This window comes from Natranaeroarchaeum aerophilus (assembly GCF_023638055.1).
GTDB classification, from domain to species: Archaea; Halobacteriota; Halobacteria; order Halobacteriales; family Natronoarchaeaceae; genus Natranaeroarchaeum; species Natranaeroarchaeum aerophilum.
The window spans coordinates 115791-133111 of the sequence record NZ_JAKRVY010000002.1; the positions used below are offsets into that span (position 1 = coordinate 115791).

16 protein-coding genes, 1 tRNA gene and 1 pseudogene are annotated in these 17321 nt (G+C 63.1%); 12 read left to right on the forward strand and 6 right to left on the reverse strand.

The features are described 5' to 3' along the window. Positions 1-2 precede the first annotated feature (2 nt). Complete coding sequence (locus AArcSt11_RS04950) at positions 3-1058, reverse strand: S66 family peptidase (RefSeq protein ID WP_250595152.1); 1056 nt, start codon at positions 1056-1058, stop codon at positions 3-5. A gap of 225 nt (positions 1059-1283) precedes the next feature. Here AArcSt11_RS04950 and gcvPA point away from each other — a divergent pair, with 225 nt between their 5' ends. The 4 genes from gcvPA (at position 1284) to AArcSt11_RS04970 (ending at position 5675) form a co-directional block, all read left to right on the forward strand. Beyond that, on the forward strand, positions 1284-2618 hold the full coding sequence (gene gcvPA / locus AArcSt11_RS04955) for an aminomethyl-transferring glycine dehydrogenase subunit GcvPA (RefSeq protein ID WP_353617697.1): 1335 nt from the start codon (positions 1284-1286) through the stop codon (positions 2616-2618). Further along, a complete protein-coding gene (gene gcvPB / locus AArcSt11_RS04960; RefSeq protein WP_250595153.1) occupies positions 2615-4069 on the forward strand; it encodes an aminomethyl-transferring glycine dehydrogenase subunit GcvPB in 1455 nt (484 codons plus the stop codon). Before gcvPA ends, gcvPB begins: the two co-directional genes overlap by 4 nt. A gap of 72 nt (positions 4070-4141) precedes the next feature. Continuing rightward, positions 4142-4573, forward strand: coding sequence for a CopG family ribbon-helix-helix protein (locus AArcSt11_RS04965; RefSeq protein WP_250595155.1), 432 nt, complete (start codon positions 4142-4144; stop codon positions 4571-4573). Positions 4574-4775: 202 nt separating this feature from the next. Further along, positions 4776-5675 (forward strand): cation diffusion facilitator family transporter, encoded by a 900-nt coding sequence (locus AArcSt11_RS04970; protein ID WP_250595157.1) that lies wholly within the window; start codon positions 4776-4778, stop codon positions 5673-5675. Here the strand turns inward: AArcSt11_RS04970 and AArcSt11_RS04975 are convergent. Continuing rightward, positions 5672-5833, reverse strand: a complete 162-nt coding sequence (locus AArcSt11_RS04975; RefSeq protein ID WP_250595159.1) for a DUF7838 family putative zinc beta-ribbon protein — start codon at positions 5831-5833, stop codon at positions 5672-5674. The genes AArcSt11_RS04970 and AArcSt11_RS04975 overlap by 4 nt on opposite strands. A gap of 222 nt (positions 5834-6055) precedes the next feature. Between AArcSt11_RS04975 and AArcSt11_RS04980 the strand changes: the two genes are divergently transcribed. Further along, positions 6056-6277 carry a hypothetical protein gene (locus AArcSt11_RS04980; RefSeq protein ID WP_250595160.1) on the forward strand — a complete coding sequence of 74 codons (222 nt, stop codon included), beginning with the start codon at positions 6056-6058 and terminating at the stop codon, positions 6275-6277. Between the two features lie 75 nt (positions 6278-6352). Next, a complete protein-coding gene (locus tag AArcSt11_RS04985) occupies positions 6353-6886 on the forward strand; it encodes a cob(I)yrinic acid a,c-diamide adenosyltransferase (RefSeq protein WP_250595161.1) in 534 nt (177 codons plus the stop codon). Positions 6887-6909: 23 nt separating this feature from the next. Here the strand turns inward: AArcSt11_RS04985 and AArcSt11_RS04990 are convergent, their stop codons facing one another. Both AArcSt11_RS04990 and AArcSt11_RS04995 read right to left on the reverse strand, forming a co-directional pair. After that, a complete protein-coding gene (locus AArcSt11_RS04990; RefSeq protein WP_250595162.1) occupies positions 6910-8655 on the reverse strand; it encodes an adenine deaminase C-terminal domain-containing protein in 1746 nt (581 codons plus the stop codon). After that, positions 8652-9599, reverse strand: a complete 948-nt coding sequence (locus AArcSt11_RS04995; RefSeq protein WP_250595163.1) for an MBL fold metallo-hydrolase — start codon at positions 9597-9599, stop codon at positions 8652-8654. The genes AArcSt11_RS04990 and AArcSt11_RS04995 overlap by 4 nt, the downstream gene beginning before the upstream one ends. 238 nt (positions 9600-9837) lie before the next feature. On the opposite strand from AArcSt11_RS04995, the gene AArcSt11_RS05000 reads away from it, so the two are divergent. The 4 genes from AArcSt11_RS05000 (at position 9838) to AArcSt11_RS05015 (ending at position 13895) form a co-directional block, all read left to right on the forward strand. After that, positions 9838-10122 (forward strand): DUF7553 family protein, encoded by a 285-nt coding sequence (locus AArcSt11_RS05000; protein ID WP_250595164.1) that lies wholly within the window; start codon positions 9838-9840, stop codon positions 10120-10122. A gap of 29 nt (positions 10123-10151) precedes the next feature. After that, a tRNA-Val gene (locus AArcSt11_RS05005) sits at positions 10152-10226 on the forward strand. 377 nt (positions 10227-10603) lie between these two features. Further along, on the forward strand, positions 10604-12736 hold the full coding sequence (gene katG, locus AArcSt11_RS05010) for a catalase/peroxidase HPI (protein ID WP_250595165.1): 2133 nt from the start codon (positions 10604-10606) through the stop codon (positions 12734-12736). 124 nt (positions 12737-12860) lie between these two features. Beyond that, on the forward strand, positions 12861-13895 hold the full coding sequence (locus tag AArcSt11_RS05015; protein WP_250595167.1) for a hypothetical protein: 1035 nt from the start codon (positions 12861-12863) through the stop codon (positions 13893-13895). Positions 13896-13898: 3 nt separating this feature from the next. Here AArcSt11_RS05015 and AArcSt11_RS05020 read toward each other — a convergent pair whose 3' ends face one another. After that, on the reverse strand, positions 13899-14939 hold the full coding sequence (locus AArcSt11_RS05020; protein WP_250595170.1) for a sister chromatid cohesion protein PDS5: 1041 nt from the start codon (positions 14937-14939) through the stop codon (positions 13899-13901). A 95-nt stretch (positions 14940-15034) separates the two neighbouring features. Between AArcSt11_RS05020 and AArcSt11_RS05025 the strand changes: the two genes are divergently transcribed. Both AArcSt11_RS05025 and cysE read left to right on the forward strand, forming a co-directional pair. Further along, the gene (locus AArcSt11_RS05025; protein ID WP_250595172.1) at positions 15035-15181 is read left to right on the forward strand and encodes a hypothetical protein; all 147 of its coding nucleotides are present in this window, start codon (positions 15035-15037) and stop codon (positions 15179-15181) included. Continuing rightward, positions 15174-15680 (forward strand): annotated as a pseudogene (gene cysE, locus AArcSt11_RS05030) (serine O-acetyltransferase); the annotation flags it as partial. The gene AArcSt11_RS05025 and the pseudogene cysE, both read left to right, overlap by 8 nt. Before the next feature lie 281 nt (positions 15681-15961). Here the strand turns inward: cysE and AArcSt11_RS05035 are convergent. Next, complete coding sequence (locus AArcSt11_RS05035) at positions 15962-17110, reverse strand: acyl-CoA dehydrogenase family protein (protein WP_250595174.1); 1149 nt, start codon at positions 17108-17110, stop codon at positions 15962-15964. Positions 17111-17321 lie beyond the last annotated feature (211 nt).

A 17321-nucleotide genomic window follows, 5' to 3' on the forward strand; every position in this document is an offset into this window, starting at 1 on the left:
GGCTACGCGAACCGGATCCTCTCTTCGTTCGGATCGAGACGAACCCGCCCGCCGAGCGGGAGCGGCGCGATCGGCGTCGTATGCCCCCAGTCGACGCCAAGTACAACTGGTGCGTCCGGGTTGTACCGCTCGACCTCCGCAATAACTGTTTCATAGAGGCGCTCCCGGTACGCCTCCCGTTCTTCTCGGGGCGGCTCCGTCAGATAGCTCCGCGTCGGCGGTCGCCCAACGATTACCCCTGCGAATCGCTCCAGGAGCCCCCGCTCGCCAAGACACATGAGCGTCGCGCCGACATCCTCCGGCTCCGGAATCGTCTCGGCGGTCTCCAGTCCCAGAATGCAGCCGTCGAGTGCGTCGGCGTCCGGCAGAAATCGGTTGGCCGCCAGTTGCCACTCGACGATCGACCGACAGCCGCCCCAGAGCCGCCCCTCGACCGTCTCACCCGCGCCAGCCCAGCGCCAGCCCGGATTCGGTTCGTAGGTCGGCGATTCGTCCATCTGCGAGGGATCGGTCCACCACGTCGTTGGTTCGTCGGTCCACTCCTCGCTGGGGGCAAGGTCGCCCATCGACTCTTCAAAGAACGCCCGGCGACAGTACCGCTCGGTGTAGGCCGGAAGCTCGCCCGGAATCGCCAGCTCGTTCATCAACTGCGCGCCGTTGTACGAGACGATCCCCTGATTCCAGAGATAAAGCCCGAGATTGGTGTTGTCGCTCATCCCGAAAAACCGGGTCGGGGTAGCCCGGAGCACGTCGGGGTCGAGGTGTTTCAGGACCCGTAGCTGGTCGCTCCCGCCGATCGTCGCGACGATGCCCGTGATCTCCGGGTTGCGGACGGCGGCGTGGGTGTCCGCCGCACGGGCCCGGGGATTGGCTGCGAGAAAGTCGTCCCCCTGTCTGGCGGTCGGGTAGACCACGGGTTCGAGACCGAACACCTCGCGAAGGCGTTCGAGTCCCAGCTCGAAGACGTGCGGGGCGTCGCGTGCGCTCCCGCTCGACGGCGCGAGGACGGCGACCCGGTCGCCCGGTTCCATTGGCGGCGGCGTGACGAACTCCGGCATACCCGATACGTGATGCGTGATCGATACAAAACGGTTGCCCCGGCCGATAAGGTGCATTTGATATAGCAATAAACGATGTATGTGGTGTATAGCTCCGGTTAGTCTCACCGCGCGGATACTGCTTACAGTAGCAGGCTGGGGTTCCCGAACCGGGATTCTGATATACCACTAGTCGTAACCCCCACTCGTGACAGCTCTACACGGTAGCCAGGTGGGATTCCAGTCGTGACCCGCTCCGGTGGAAGCCCGTACGCGCCCCACACCGACGCCGAGACTGCGGCGATGCTGGCCGACATCGGTGTCGAGGCGGAGGCCGACCTGTTCGATATCCCCGAGGGGGTCGGCTTCGACGGTGCGTTCGGGATCGATTCACGCAGTGAACGAGAAGTACGAACGGAGGTCGAACGGATGCTCGGCCGCAACGACGACATGGTCGAGTTGCTCGGCCGCGGCCACTACGATACGTACGTCCCCTCGCTGGTCGATCACCTCTCCCAGCGTGCCGAGTTTCTGACGTCGTACACCCAGTACCAGCCCGAGGTCTCGCAGGGGTTTCTGCAGGTCCTGTTCGAGTACCAGTCGATGCTGGCCGAACTCACCGGGCTCGGAGTCGCGAACTGCTCGATGTACGACGCGGCGACGGCGCTTGGCGAAACGGCGACGCTGGCCGATCGGATTAGATCGACGACCGGCCAGCGCGTGCTCGTGCCCGCTCATCTCCGCTCGGGCAAACGTGGGGTGCTGGACAACTACGTCGCCGGAACTGACCTGCACGTCGAAACGTATCCGATGGACGACGGCTGTGTCGACGTCGACGCGCTGGCCGAACTGGCCGAAGACGACGTCGTCCTCGTCTACGCGGAGAGCCCGACGGTTCGGGGCGTGATCGAGGAACGACTGGATTCCATCGCCGAAATCGCGGACGACCACGACGCCCTCTTTGCGCTCGGCTCCGATCCGGTCTCGCTCTCGGTGCTCGAAGAGCCCGCCAGTGTCGGTGCGGACGTCGTAATCGGCGACGCGAGCGTCCTCGGTCTCCCGGCGAGCTACGGAATGGGACTGGGGATGTTCGCCACCCGCGAGGAGTACGTCCGGCAGGTACCGGGCCGGCTCGTCGGCGCGAGCGAGGACGCCGCGGAGCGACGGGCGTACACGCTGACGCTTCAGACCCGCGAGCAGCATATCCGCCAGGAACGGGCGACGAGCAACATCTGCACGAACCAGGCGTGGGTCGCGCTCCGGGCGGCCATCCACGCGGCGTGGCTCGGCCCGAGTGGCCTCGTCGAGACGGCCCGAGATTCGATCACTCGGACCAGCCGTCTCGCCGATGCCGTCGACGAGCTATCGGGGATCGACGGACCCGTTCACGAGCGTCATCACATCCGGGAGTTCGTCGCCCGAACGGAGCGACCAGCGGCCGACCTCGTCGACGCGCTTGCCGATCGGGGCTATGCGGTTCACGGGGTCGACGACCACGAAATACAGCTGTGCGTGAACGATCTCGCCGAGGACGATCTCGACGGCTTCGTCGCCGCCGTTGCCGAGGTGATCGAGGGATGACGTTCGATCAGGCCCGGTGGCGACGCGACGACGAACCGGTCTACGAACCGCTGCTGTCCGAGAAGGACGAGACGACGGTCACGATTGACGGGGATGACACCGAATCAGCTGATGACAGCGCTGTCGACGTCCCGCTGCCCGACCATCTGACGCGGGACGAACTCTCCCTCCCCGAACTCTCGGAACCCGAACTCGCGCGTCACTACACCCGGCTGTCCCAGATGACCTACGCCATCGATACAGGGCCGTATCCGCTGGGCAGCTGTACGATGAAGTACAACCCGAAGTTCACCGAGGATGTTGCCGCGCTTGGCGACGCAGCGATCCATCCCGACCGGCCCGAACGCCGCAAGCAGGGAACGCTGGAGCTTCAGTACCGCTTGCAGGACTACCTCGCACGCATCGGCGGGATGGACGCCGTCTCGCTCCAGCCGCCAGCCGGTGCAGCGGGCGAGTTTACCGGCATTCTGGTCGCGAAGGCCTATCACGAAGCGCGAGGCGACGACCGGAGTGAGGTGATCATTCCGGAGAGCGCCCACGGCACGAACTTCGCAAGCGCGGCACTGGGCGGCTACGACGTCGTCTCCCTTCCCGGCGGCGAGGACGGTCGGGTGGATCTGGACGCGCTGGAGAGCGCGCTCTCGGAGGAGACCGCAGCGCTCATGCTGACGAACCCGAACACGCTCGGCCTCTTTGAGCGCGATATCGAGGAGATCGCCGCGATGGTTCATGACGTCGGCGGACTGCTCTATTATGACGGTGCGAACCTGAACGCCCTGCTCGGTCGCGCCCGCCCCGGCGACATGGGCTTTGACATCATGCATTATAATGTCCACAAGACGTTCGCGACGCCTCACGGGGGCGGTGGCCCCGGCGCTGGGCCGGTCGGCGTCGTCGACGAACTCGCCGAGTTCCTGCCTGCTCCCCGAGTTCGGCGCTCCGAGATGGGCTACGAGGAGTTCAGGCCCGAACAGTCGATCGGCAAGGTTCATGGCTTTTCGGGCAACTGGCTCGTCCTCGTGAAGGCGTACGCCTATATCGCTCGCCTGGGTGACGAGGGGCTCGCGGACGCCAGTGCGAAGGCCGTGCTGAACGCGAACTATCTCGGCGAGCAGGTCGAGTACGAGGTCCCATACGGTCCGTTCCACCACGAGTTCGTGGCCAGTGCGGGCGAGCAGGACGCCGCCGATGTCGCAAAGCGGATGCTCGATTACGGCGTCCACCCGCCGACGACCAAGTGGCCCGAAATCGTCGGCGAGGCGCTGATGACCGAACCGACCGAAATCGAGAGCAAGGACACACTTGACCAGCTCGCACAGGCGTTCAACGCGGTGATCGATGAGGACGACGAGACGCTTGCGAGCGCACCAGAGCGCACCGCTGCGCGGCTGATCGACCAGACGTCCGCCGCCCGAAACCTGCGGCTCTCCTGGCAGGCACTCGACGAGTAAGTTAGTAACACAGCCCCGGTTTTCCTGCTGTGTTCAGCAATCCTTAATAACGAGACGCGATTCAGTTAACATATGACCGTCGTAAGCGTCTCGATGCCCGAGGAACTGCTCGAACGGATCGACGAGTTTGCCGACGACCACAGCTACACCGGCCGCAGCGAGGTTATTCGGGAGGCCTCTCGAAGCTTGCTTGGCGAATTCGAGGACAAACAGCTCGAAGGCAAGGAGCTGATGGGTGTGGTGACCGTCGTCTTCGATTACGAGACGACCAGTGTCGAAGAGCAGATGATGCATCTTCGTCACGAACACGAGGATCTGGTCGCCTCGAACTTCCACAGCCACGTCGGCGAGAGCTACTGTATGGAGCTGTTCGTCCTCGAAGGCCAGTTAGAGGATATTTCGACCTTCGTCGGGAAGATCCGTGCGACCCAGGACACTCTCTCGGTCGATTATTCCGTCCTCCCTCTCGATGAGTTCGCTCAGGGGATCACCGAGGCGCTCTAGACGGGGCTTCTGTACTGTTCGGTGAACGCGCCGATGCCGAGCGTCTCATCAAGACCGGGAACAGCACTACCCTCCTCACTTGCTATTGTTCCTACCGGTTCCATCCAGTCCCGGATGCAGTGTCACGGATTAGCCTACCGTTTGCCGGATTGCCGTTTCTCCCGATGACAAGCTTGAAGTTTAGACTGCATCTAAACCGAGTATGGACGACGCCGAGCAGTCACGCTTTGCCCGCGCCTCGTGGGTCAACGTGCTCGGAAACGCGGCGAAAATCGTCGTCGAGGGTGCGGTCGGCCTCGTCTTCGGCTCTGTGGCCCTGCTGGCCGACGCTGCCCACTCGATCGCCGATCTGGTCGCTTCGATCGTCGTGCTGATCTGGGGACAGGCCCGGTTCAAGGATCCCGACGCAACGCATCCCCACGGACACTCCCGGATCGAACCGCTGACCGCCCTGTTCGTCGGTGTTGCGATTGCCCTGCTCGGACTCAATCTGTTGTACGAATCTATTCAGGGGCTGCTCGTCGACGAGTTCGCCCAGTTCAGCTACCTGTTACTCGGCGCGCTTGCTTTCGCGATCGCCGATATGTACGCCGTCTACTGGTACACGAAGCGGGTTAACGCTGACCTCGGATCGACCGCGCTCTCGGCACTCGCCACCGACTGCCTGAACGATATCTACACCTCGCTTGCGGTTGTCGCGGGCGTCCTCGGCGTATTGCTCGGCTATCCCCTGCTCGATCCGCTTGCTGGCGCACTGGTAAGCGTGCTGGTCGTGTATCAGGGCGTCTCGATTGGCCGGGAGAACGTTAGATATCTCGTCGGAGCGGCACCGTCGGATGACCAGCGTGCGGCAGTCCGGGAGACGATACAGTCACATCCGGCTGTGCGAGGCGTTCACGATCTGGTCGTCTTCTACGATGGGACGGTCCTGGAAGTCGAAGCCCACGCCGAGGTGGATGGGGGCCTCCCGCTCCGGGAAGCCCACGATGTGGAATCAGAACTCGTCGACATGTTGCGGGCCGAAGAGGACGTCGGCGACGCTCACGTTCATCTCGATCCGTCGGGCGTGGGCGAGTGGAAAGATGCCCAGGAGAACAACTAGGCAGCGGCCGTGTCGACGTCCTCGCCGATCCGAACGACGCCGTGCTCACACTCCGAACAGCGCCACTTCGTCTTCGTACCGAGGTGTAGCTCCGTGCTCGCCGCGAGCCAGAACGTCTGTTCCTCCTCGCAGGTCGGGCAGTAAATCTCTCGTTCCATACGCCGATGTTCCCGTTCGGTCCGTTTAATCCCACTGGTTGGCTGTGGCTCTCCTGACAGCCGGGTTGCACACGCTGGGATGGTGTGGTGACTCCGGGATGTCGGGGGATGTAGCACATATTGCTATATCGAATCTGACCTCGTCTCTGTTCGACTGATCCCAGTTTCTGAGAATCACGACCCCTGTTTTCGGGGATATCGACCCGACTCCTACCCGGAACGATGGATCAGAAGACACTACAATCCGAACTGGAAGCGACTGGCGAACTGATGGTAAACGTCGAGGAGTTCGAGGCGCCCCTGGAGCTACACCTCCACGACACCGAAATCGGGACAGAACAGGTCACGCTGGATCTGTCGGACGGAACGCTCACGTTCGCACTCGATTCGATCACCGGCTACTGGAAACACTACCACTCGCTGGCGGATTACGGACTAGAGTAATCCGGTCACACTGCCGGTTTTGCGTGACCGATTCGGGTAGCATCAACTAAGGTCGCTCGGGCCTACGTCCCTCGTATGAAGATCTACACCGGCCGCGGTGACGAGGGAATGACCGATCTGCGAAACATGTCGCGGGTTTCGAAGACCAGCGCGCGTATCGAGGCCTACGGTACCGTCGACGAGGTCAATGCCCTGATCGGCGCAGTCCGGCCGAGCGGCTACGATGATATCGACGATCAGCTCGAACGGATTCAGAACCACCTCCACATCGCGCAGGCGGATCTGGCGAACCCCGCACCCGAGGAAGGCGACCCTGTCGTTACCGAGGAGCACGTCGAGGAGCTGGAAGGCTGGATCGACGCCCACGACGAGAAACTCGACCCGCTGGAGAGCTTCATCCTGCCCGGTGGCGGCGAGAGCGGTGCGAGCCTGCATCATGCACGGGCTGTCTGTCGTCGTGCGGAACGTCGTTCGGTCGCACTGGCCGCCGAGGAGACGATCAACGACATCGTGATCGAGTATCTCAATCGGCTCTCAGACGCCCTGTTCGTGCTTGCTCGTGTGGTGAACAAACGGGACGACGTGCCCGAGGAAAATCCGACGTACTGAGCTACTCGCCTCCTGTCCGTCCTCTACTCGTCCGCCTCGTCGGGCGTGAGTCCGACCACCGATCGGCCGAGTACGTTAGCGTACCCCGAGCACGTCATCTTGAACGTCGGCACGCCGACAAAGGGGAGCGACGTGAGTGTCAGGAGAGGACGATCGACGTCGACGCCAAGCGAGCGCGATCCCTTTTCGACGGCGTTCAGAAGCTGTGCCGTCTCCTCGACTTCGAGATCGGCGGCGACGCCGGCGATCCGATAGGGAAGCTCGGCGATTGCCCCGCCGTCACGGATGACTGCCCAGCCGCCACCCTGCGCTTCGACGTGTTCGACCGCCGTCGAGAGGGAATCGTCGCTCGTCCCGACCGCCAGCACGCCCGTCGACTCCATGGTCATGCTGGTTGCGATCGCGCCCTCCTCGATCCCGTAACCTGCCAGAAAGCCAGTGAATCCGGTTCCGTCTGCGTCGGGATGCCGGTCCAGCAGCGCGACCTTGGAGACGTCCCGTTCGGGTGCGGCGTGGAGGTTACCGTCCTCGACACGCGGCTTGACAGTCGTTTCGGTCGAGAGTAGCCCCTCGCCGACGTCGATCGCGCGTACCCGACCGTCCGCGTCGGCTGCGCTCGCGGGGACCGTGAACGTGTCGGGATCGCTCTCGACGTCGATCGAGTCGTAGACGAACTCGGGGTACTCGTGACTTCGTGGCGCAACCTGGTGTACGCCTTTCTCGACGACGACCTCGCCGCCCGAGAGGACGGTAGTGACGTTCATCGCCGTCAGGTCGTCGACGATTACGATATCGGCGACGTTGCCGGGTGCGAGCGAGCCCCGGTCGTCGAGCCCGAAATGTCTGGCCGGGTTCAGCGTGGCCATCCGAAGCGCATCGGCGGGATCGACGCCCGCATCGATGGTCCGCCGGACGACGGCATCCATCGCGCCCTCGTCAAGCAGGTCGCGGGGCCACATTCCGTCGGTCGACAGCGAGAGCTCCGTGGGACCGATTCGGTCGACTGCGTCGGCGAGGGCGTCGATATCGTCCCGTATCGTCCCGTACCGGCCGATCGTGTGGATGCCGCGCTCGACCCGGTCGATCATCCCGTCGCCGCTGATCGCCTCGTGATCGTTGTCGGCGAGTCCGGCGAAGGCGGTCAGTTTCTCCTCCCGACAGCCAGCACCGTGACCGCAGATCGGCTTGCCAGCGCGGTGGGCCCGTTCGTACAGTTCGTCGAGGTCGTGATCCCGGCCGACGACGTGGATCCAGTCGGTTTCGCCGACGCCGACGACGCGGTCATCATCAAGCAGGTCGACGAGCGCTTCGGCTTCCTCCTGGCTTGCGCGTCGCTCCTCGAACGTGTCGATGAGGGGCATCGTCGGCACGGTCACCCTGACGGTGATCGGGAGGTATGCGGTCGCCGCGAGCAGCGCCTGCACGCCGCGTGCGCCGAACAGGCTTCCAAGCCCCGAGGCTTCGGTGATGACAGTTGTCGTTCCCGTCGCCAGCAGGTGATGATACGCGTTCTCCAGCGACTGGACGGTGTCCACGTGCGTGTGTGCGTCGATCAGCCCCGGCAGGACAACTCGCCCGTCAGCGGATAGCTGGGTAGTTTCGGGGCCGATAACGTCGGTGGCATCGTCGGGAAGGGCAGCGATCTCGTTGTCGACGATAGCGACATCGAGCGAGCGGAACTCGCGTGTCCCGGGCAGGAAGACGCGGCCCCCTGTGATCGCGATGTCGGCGTCGGCCTCGCCGAGCGCGACCGCCTGTGTGCGGTTCATCTCTCTGTATACACGGTTCGGCCGTCCTCTTCAATCGCTCGCACTTTGCCGCGCGCTTCGAGCACGTCGAGGTGGCCGACCGCCTCGCTCATCGCCGGGAAGTACTCGGTCACCGGCAGGTCGTCGAACAGCCCCTCCATCACCTCACGGGCGCTCGTCTTGCCGTCGATCAGTGCGAGGACGTTTTCTGTTCGGTCCTCGTGGGCGGCGAGGATCTCGTCGATCCGCGCCGTTGGTGCCTCGATACGACCGCCGTGACCGGGTAGCAACTGCTCGAACGCTCGCTCTCGAAGATGCGACAGCGAGGCGTTGAAGCTCGGTAACACTCGGGGACGCTCGTCGTCCGGTTCCATCGGTGGCCGGAGCAGCGGATTCGGCGTCACGTCGCCGAGCACGTGATCGCCAACGATCGCCCGGTCCGCTCCTGCAGCCCGGTAGGAAAACAGCAGTTCGCCCGGCGCGTGGCCGTCCACAGCCTCGACGGTCAGAGTCGTCTCCTCGATGTCGAGCGTATCGCCGTCCTCGGCAATTCGGTCCACAGTGCAGTTCGGTGCGTACGGGAGATACGCTTCGGGAAGCGTGGTTACGCTATCGACGGTCGAGCGATCGAGCCCATGACGTACAAAAAACGTCTCGAAAAAGGACTGTTCGTACTCCAGTCGGTTGTCGAACGCTTTGATGATCTCGGCGGCGTCAGGGCTGGCGATGACGTTGATTCCGCGGTCGTGGAGGCGCTTTGCCATGCCAAAATGGTCCGGGTGCGGATGTGTTACCACCACTCGTTCGAGGTCGCTGATCTGGCAGTCTTCGGCTGCCAGTTTCTCCGTGAGTGTTTCCCAGGCCTCGTCGCTGTCGGGACCGGGATCGATCAGCGTCCGACCGGCGAGATATGCGTTCACTGGACCGACCTGAAACGGCGTCGGGATCGAGAGCCGACTGAACATCGTGCGTGGCTGGGCCGCGGAGCGGTAAAACGGTTTGTGAACCGGTGACGCACTACTGGCGGTTGTCCCCGCGTTCGGCCGCCGGGAATCCGGGAAATGATCCATATAGTGATAGGTCCTCACGTCGTCATCCTTCAAATATCAGTACTACTGTAGTGCGTTTATCCGTATAGATCGAGCGACACGTCAGATTAATTAGGACACAAGAGTTATATCTGTCCCTTGCGTAAGGTCGTATATGAACAGACACTTCGAGGATGCACGATACTACCTGACTCGCGCCGGAAAGAAAGCCAAACAGGGCGTTGCTGAGGAGCTCGAACCGGTCGAGGAGAAGTTCAGGGAACTAACGGGCGGCGACGAAGAGCCGGAGGCGAGCCGCCTCGACAAGATTCGGGCCGACCTCGAAGAGATCGAGGAACGCGCCGAAGGTGAGGCAAAAGAGGCCGTCGGGAAGGCCCGCGAACGGATCCACGCCTATCGTCACGGCGCGGAAGCCGAACCTGCCGAAAGTAAGGCTTAAGTTCGGAGCGGCGGTACGAATTTCTACGAGGGTTGGTGGTCTAGTCTGGTTATGACATCGCCTTCACACGGCGAGGGCCGCAAGTTCAAATCTTGCCCAACCCATTTTTGACGACATAACAACGAGGAGCGTAGCGACGAGTCCAGGTCGTCAAAATGACTATGGGTAGATTTGAACTAGACGAGTCGCAGCTCGGGAAGCGAAAGCAATGAGCGATTTACGCCGAGCAATCTGGGAGCAGCAACTCCGTCACGTTGGGACAGTTTGAACTACGCAAGGCGCGCGGAACCAAGCGAGCAGGTCTCTGTGAGGTTCACAATCTGCTCAAGTTCATGTTTGATGATATAAACGGGCAGCTGAAACCAGAAGCGGCCTACAACCCTGAACAACAGTTTTTGAACTGTATAAAAAATTTGGTGAACCGGGAACTTCCACGGTTACTTGAACAACTTTATCAGGCCAAACCAGTAAAAATCAGACGATGAATTGGTCCAATCAGGACTGGTGGCCGAATCAGCTGGATCTGAAAACACTCGACCAGAACGCCCGCGAGGTCGGGCCGACGGGTGAGGAGTTCGATTACGCCGAGGAGTTCGAGTCGCTCGATCTCGACGCGGTGAAAGCGGATATCGAGGACGTCCTCACGACATCACAGGACTGGTGGCCGGCCGACTACGGCCACTATGGTCCGTTGATGATCCGGATGGCCTGGCACAGCGCGGGAACCTACCGGACCAGTGACGGGCGTGGCGGTGCAGCGGGTGGCCGACAGCGCTTCGCACCGATCAACAGCTGGCCGGACAACGCGAATCTCGACAAGGCCCGCCGACTGCTCTGGCCGGTCAAACAGAAGTACGGTCGAAAACTCTCGTGGGCTGATCTGATGATTCTGGCGGGGAACGTCGCCATCGAGTCGATGGGCTTCGAGACGTTCGGGTTCGCTGGCGGACGCGAGGACGCGTTCGAGCCTGACGAGTCGGTCTACTGGGGGCCCGAAGACGAGATGGAAGCGAACGAGCGCTTCGACGAGCCGGGGGGCATTCAGGAAGGACTCGGCGCGTCCGTCATGGGCCTCATCTACGTGAACCCCGAGGGGCCGGACGGGAACCCCGATCCGGAGGCCTCGGCGGAGAACATTCGCCAGACGTTCGACCGCATGGCGATGAGCGACGAGGAGACGGCGGCGCTCATCGCGGGTGGACACACGTTCGGGAAAGTCCATGGTGCCGACGACACGGACAACCTCGGCCCCGAACCCGAAGCCGCCCCGATCGAACAGCAGGGGCTGGGCTGGGAGAACGAGCATGGCTCCGGCAAGGGGGCCGACACGATCACCAGCGGGATCGAGGGGCCGTGGACCCAGTCACCAACGGAGTGGGATATGGGCTATCTCAACAACCTGCTCGAGTACGAGTGGGAGCCGGAGAAGGGTCCCGGCGGGGCGTGGCAGTGGACGCCGAAAGACGAGGAGCTAGAAGACACCGTCCCTGACGCGCACGATCCATCGGAAACGCAAACGCCGATGATGCTGACGACGGATATCGCGCTGAAGCGAGATCCTGACTACCGCGAGATCGTCGAGCGGTTCCAGGAGAACCCGATGGCGTTCGGGATGGCCTTCGCGAAAGCCTGGTACAAGCTGACCCACCGGGACATGGGTCCGCCCTCCCGGTTCCTCGGCCCCGAGGTTCCGGACGAGGAGATGATCTGGCAGGACCCGCTTCCCGACGCTGACTACGATCGTATCGATGCGGACGACGCGGCGGCACTCAAAGAGGACGTTCTCGCATCGGACCTGTCGATCCCGCAGCTAGTCAAGACTGCGTGGGCGTCGGCGTCGACATACCGCGATAGCGACAAACGCGGCGGGGCGAACGGGGCCCGGATCCGGCTTGAACCCCAGCAAAGCTGGGACGTCAACGAGCCACAAAAGCTGGCAACCGTACTGGAGACCTTGGAGGAGATTCAGACGGAGTTCAACGAGTCCCAGTCGGATGACACGCGGGTCTCGCTGGCTGACCTGATCGTGCTGGGCGGTAACGCGGCCGTCGAACAGGCCGCCGCCGAGGCTGGCTACGACGTCGCGGTTCCCTTCGAACCGGGCCGGACTGACGCCACTCAGGCACAGACAGATGTTGACTCGTTCGAGGCACTCAAACCGAGCGCCGACGGGTTCCGCAACTACCTCGGAGATGATCTCGACCAGCCCGCCGAGGAACTGCTCGTCGACAAAGCCGATCTGCTGAACCTGACGGCGTCCGAGATGACGGTACTGGTCGGTGGAATGCGCGCGCTCGGCGCGACCTACGGGGAATCGGATCACGGCGTCCTCACCGACCGGCCGGGGACGCTGACAAACGACTTCTTCGTGAACCTGCTGGATATGGACACGGAGTGGGAATCCGCGTCCGGTGATGCCTACGAGGCCTACGACCGGGAAACCGGCGAACTCGTGTGGACCGGAACCCGCGTGGACCTCATCTTCGGATCGCACTCCCGGCTCCGTGCTATCGCACAGACCTACGCGGCCGATGACGCCGAGGAAGAATTTGTCCAGGACTTCGCCGAGACGTGGGCGCACGTGATGCGGCTCGACCGCTTCGATCTCAACTAGACGGCGTAGTATCCTGTTCCGTGCTGTGACAGCTGTCCGAGCAGCAATCCGTGGGTAGGGTCTCTCTACCCACCAGTATATGGCGTATAGTTACATCTCGGGTCGTGGACAGTCGATTCAGTGCATGGCAGAGTTATCATTATCGAGCGTCGCTGTGCTCGTCCTCGGCGTGGGGCTGATCGGAGCGGGTGCGGTCGGACTGGCTGTCGACATGGGCTGGGGATCGGCCCCTGACGAGGGGGCTTCCCCTACTCCGTCACAGAACGGAACGGCAGATGAACAGACCAGTCAGGATCAGACCGAAGATATAGTAGAAGAACCGTATATCGAACCGGTTCCCGAGCGGGGTGATCCGTACTTCGAGGCGGAAGCCAGCGACGGAAGCTGGATAAGCTACGTCAACCCTCGTGACGAGTATCGCGATCCGTACCTCGGCGACGGCTCCGGGAAGCTCTGTGTGTCGCTGTACAACGCCGACGGTGAGGTAGCGGTCGGTGAGACGATCCCGAACACCACGGTTACAGTCCCGACCGGCGAATCGCTGGACTGGCACTCACACGCCGATCCATTCGTCGTCGAGTTCCCGCTGACAGAACAGTACGAACGCCCGCTGGATGCCGATCAGTTCGGCACCGATCCTGATCTGCCACAGGGAGACGGCTATCTTGACTCACACTGTATGGAGATCCACGGAATGCCCTCCGACGGCACGATCGAGTACGGTGAAGCAACGATCGACGGCGAGTACGAAGACCGGATCGAGGTAGTCGGGTACATCCAGCAGGACGCTCAGTCGTGGGAGACAGACGTCGATCCGCTGACCGATGCTCGCTCCTATGAGGTGGCCGGTGGTGGCTGGACATACGATCCGGAGCACTCGCACGGACAGATGGTCGTCGTCCTCCAGCTTGATCATGGCGAGACGGACACTGACGGAAAGGACGATGATGGGTCTGACGATACCAGTACTGACGACAACGGTGTTGACGATACTGATCAGGAAAACGGGGAGTCTACTGACCAGGATGACGACTCCGAGAACGCCGATGACGAGAACCGGACCGATCAGCCGGGCGCGGACAACTCGCTGTCAGGGTTTGGTATCGTCGCCGCTTGCGTCGCCATGCTCGCGGTGGCGGTGTACGCTCGGCGTCGGTGAGCCCTACTCCAGTTGCTCTAACGCCCATGCGGCGTGCTCACGAACCTCTTCGTTTGGATCGTCGGCTTCGAGTGTTTCGAGCCGTTCTCTGGCGGTCTCGATGTCCAGCGCCCCGGCCGCCTTGCAGGCGTTGCTACGCACGATCGGCGCTGGGTCGTCAAGTCTGGCTTCGAGTCGATCAATCGCCTCGGCGATGGCATCGGGACGTTCAATCCCGACGTGCAGGATCGCTGAAACGGCGTTGCCACGGACGTACTCGTCCTCATCGTCGAGACGCTCGGCCACGACATCGACCGCTTCAGTCGTGCGGTCCGGATGTTCCTGTGCGACGTCCGCGAGTAGACCGATTGCGTTCCCCCGGACGCCCGGATGGTCGGCGTCGACAAGCGTCGTCAGTTCCTCGATGGCCTCGACCGCAGCCGTCGGATACGCCGACGCGATCGCGCCGAGCGCCGACAGCGCGTTCGTCTGGTAGGCAACTTCTCGGTCCGATATCCCGTCCAGTAGCTGTGGGACAATCGGCTTCACTTCCTCGGGATAGCCGACAGCGAGCTGTGAAAGGATATACAGCGCGTTCGTCCGCGTCGGATCGTCGGCGTCGAGCAGGGCAGACAGTGTCGGGACGAGATCGAGCAATCCTTCGGGATCCGCTCCGGCGAGTTCGACACAGCAGCCGGTCGCTGCCTGTGTGCTCTCGTCGTCCTCGACAGTCACGTGCTCGACGATCACGTCCCGGTGGTCGAGCACCGCTTCGGGGGCGTCGGTAGCGATCGCCCGGAGACAGCGTAACAGCAGTGGATCGGCGTCGAGCGAGGGGCGACCGAGTAATCGGATGACCAGTCCGGCGAACTCCCCGTCGACGTGTTGCCCGCTCTGGGCCACCTCCAGCAGGGCAGCCACGGTGTCCTCGTGAACACCGGGTGGAAGCGCCGGGTCGGCAAGCAGCGCGCGGATCCGATCGGTGTCGACGTCGGTTGGCGAATCCAGTGCGCGCTCGCGGAGCGCGGCCGCCAGTTCTGCCGGATCGGTGTGGTCGCCGTCCATCGACCGTACCGAAGTGATTCCCGGTGAAAAAACCTCTTGCCGTTTCCCCGACGGATGGAACGCCTTTTTTGTCCGGGTCGATACTACCATCGAGTATGTGGACGACAGCCACCACCGATACGCTCGCGTTCGATAGCCACTGCGACACCGTGGCCCGGTGCTGTCGTCTGTGGGGGAGCGGCGTCAGGCGAACCGAACCGGCTCGTCAATCGTTCGGACAGGAGACACCGACGCATGCTTGAGCGACTACGCGAGGACGTTCGGACGGCGCTGGAGACGGACCCTGCCGCGAAGAGCCGTCGCGAGGTCATTACCTGCTATCCCGGCCTGCACGCCGTCTGGCTCCATCGGGTCGCCCATGCGCTCTGGTCGGGCGGTTTTCACTGGCTCGCCCGCCTCGTTTCCCATTTCTCCCGCACTGTGACCCACGTCGAGATCCACCCTGCCGCGGAGATCGGCCGGCGCTGTTTCATCGATCACGGTTCCGGCGTCGTGATCGGCGAGACGGCCGCAATCGGTGATGATGTTCATATGCATCACGGCTGTACGCTGGGCGGAAACTCGCCGTATCCCGAAAAGCGCCACCCGACGCTCGAAGATGGCGTGACCCTCGGCGCGAACGCCACGCTGATCGGCGACATCACGATCGGAGAGGACGCCACCGTGGGTGCTGGCGCGGTCGTGGTCGAGGACGTCCCGCCGGAAACGACCGTAACCGGCGTCCCGGCTGAGCCCGTTAACAGAACCGGTTCGACGCCCGCGAACGGCGTCGACGAGCTCGACGTGAACGTGGAGTCGACACACGAGGATGGAGTCGACCGAGGCGTACGCGGCAGCGATGACTTACTCGACGATGGGGACGTTGGTTCGGCTGATTCGGCGGCTGGCGGCGTCCTGCTCGACGCTGACGACCCGGACCGGGATCGCCTGCTCGACAAGATTGACGACGCGCTCGCCGACCTGGATCGTCGTGAAGACGAACTCGAAGCGCTGCGTGACGATGTCGAGCGTCTGCGTGAGGACTAGTCGAGCAGGTGCCGTGCGATGATCGTCTTCTGGATTTCGCTGGTGCCCTCGTAGATGGTTGTCACGCGGGCGTCCCGGTAGAGCCGCTCGACGTCGAACTCGGTGACGTAGCCGTAGCCCCCGTGGAGCTGGACTGCCTCGTTGGTGACGTCCATGGCGGTTTCGCTGGCGACGTACTTGGCCACGCTCGCCTGCAGGGGACCGTCGTCCCCGCGGTCGTCTGCCCGGGCAGCAGCGAGTGTGATGGCCCGGGCACTCTGGATCTCCGCGTACATCTCTGCGATCTTGTGCCGGACTGTCTGAATATCAGCGATCGGGCCGCCAAACTGCTCGCGCTCGCCGACGTAATCGCGTGCCATGTCGAATGCGGACTGGGCGAGGCCGACCGACTGTGAAGCGATCCCAATCCGCCCACCAGTGAGGATCGAGAGCGCGGCGCTCAGCCCTTCACCCTCGGGTGTCAGTCTGTTTGCCGCCGGAATCCGTACCTCGTCGAAGGTAAGCGAGGTGGTGTCGCTGGCGCGGAGGCCGAGTTTCTCCTCCGGATCGCCCACTGAGAGGCCGTCTACGTCGCCCGGGACGACGAACTGCGTGATCGAGTCCGGATCCTCGCGGTCGGTCTTCGCGAAGACGATGTAGACGCCCGCGCGCTCGCCGTTGGTGATCCATTGCTTCTCGCCGTCGAGCACGTACGCGGTCGGGTCGCTGTCCCCCTCGCCGCCCACGGGTCGGGCCTCAGTCGTCATCTCCGCAGGATTCGAGCCCGCACCCGGCTCCGAGAGCGCGAACGCACCGACTGGCCGGCCCTCGACCATCTCCGGGAGCCAGCGGTCCTTCTGCTCCTCAGAGCCGAACTCCGCGATACACGAGGTCGCCAGACAGTGAACTGACAATGCGGTTGCCACTGCCAGCGCGCCGTAGGCGACTGCCTCGTTGACTACTGCATAGGTCACACGGTCGGCGTCGTAGCCGCCGTAGGCCTCGGGCGTGGTCAGCCCGGTCAGGTCGAGGTCTGCCAGCCCGTCCCAGACGTCCTCCGGAAACTGTTCGGTCTCGTCGGCCTCCCGAGCGATCGGCCGAATCTCCTCGACTGCGAACTCCCGAACCACCTCCCGAACTGCCGCCTGTTCGTCGGACAGGTCCATAGCCATCTATTCGGCGCTCGGGCGAAAAAGCTAGGCGTCGATCAGTGCCCGGCGACCCGCCAACTGCCTCGGGGTCAAGTGGTTCGAGACGCAGAGCGTCTCGTCATCACGGAAATCGGAGATTTCCGTACGACTCCGTGGCATCCGTCTTGAATCTCTGCGAAGTGGTCTCTGCTGTCGGCACGCCCGGATCACCCCGACAAAAGTCACT

Coding starts and splice junctions, on each gene's coding strand:
- AArcSt11_RS04950 (WP_250595152.1), bottom strand. CDS start 1,058: ATGCCGGAGTTCGTCACGCCGCCGCCAATGGAACCGGGCGACCGGGTC.
- gcvPB (WP_250595153.1), top strand. CDS start 2,615: ATGACGTTCGATCAGGCCCGGTGGCGACGCGACGACGAACCGGTCTAC.
- AArcSt11_RS04965 (WP_250595155.1), top strand. CDS start 4,142: ATGACCGTCGTAAGCGTCTCGATGCCCGAGGAACTGCTCGAACGGATC.
- AArcSt11_RS04970 (WP_250595157.1), top strand. CDS start 4,776: ATGGACGACGCCGAGCAGTCACGCTTTGCCCGCGCCTCGTGGGTCAAC.
- AArcSt11_RS04975 (WP_250595159.1), bottom strand. CDS start 5,833: ATGGAACGAGAGATTTACTGCCCGACCTGCGAGGAGGAACAGACGTTC.
- AArcSt11_RS04980 (WP_250595160.1), top strand. CDS start 6,056: ATGGATCAGAAGACACTACAATCCGAACTGGAAGCGACTGGCGAACTG.
- AArcSt11_RS04985 (WP_250595161.1), top strand. CDS start 6,353: ATGAAGATCTACACCGGCCGCGGTGACGAGGGAATGACCGATCTGCGA.
- AArcSt11_RS04990 (WP_250595162.1), bottom strand. CDS start 8,655: ATGAACCGCACACAGGCGGTCGCGCTCGGCGAGGCCGACGCCGACATC.
- AArcSt11_RS04995 (WP_250595163.1), bottom strand. CDS start 9,599: ATGTTCAGTCGGCTCTCGATCCCGACGCCGTTTCAGGTCGGTCCAGTG.
- AArcSt11_RS05000 (WP_250595164.1), top strand. CDS start 9,838: ATGAACAGACACTTCGAGGATGCACGATACTACCTGACTCGCGCCGGA.
- katG (WP_250595165.1), top strand. CDS start 10,604: ATGAATTGGTCCAATCAGGACTGGTGGCCGAATCAGCTGGATCTGAAA.
- AArcSt11_RS05015 (WP_250595167.1), top strand. CDS start 12,861: ATGGCAGAGTTATCATTATCGAGCGTCGCTGTGCTCGTCCTCGGCGTG.
- AArcSt11_RS05020 (WP_250595170.1), bottom strand. CDS start 14,939: ATGGACGGCGACCACACCGATCCGGCAGAACTGGCGGCCGCGCTCCGC.
- AArcSt11_RS05025 (WP_250595172.1), top strand. CDS start 15,035: ATGTGGACGACAGCCACCACCGATACGCTCGCGTTCGATAGCCACTGC.
- AArcSt11_RS05035 (WP_250595174.1), bottom strand. CDS start 17,110: ATGGACCTGTCCGACGAACAGGCGGCAGTTCGGGAGGTGGTTCGGGAG.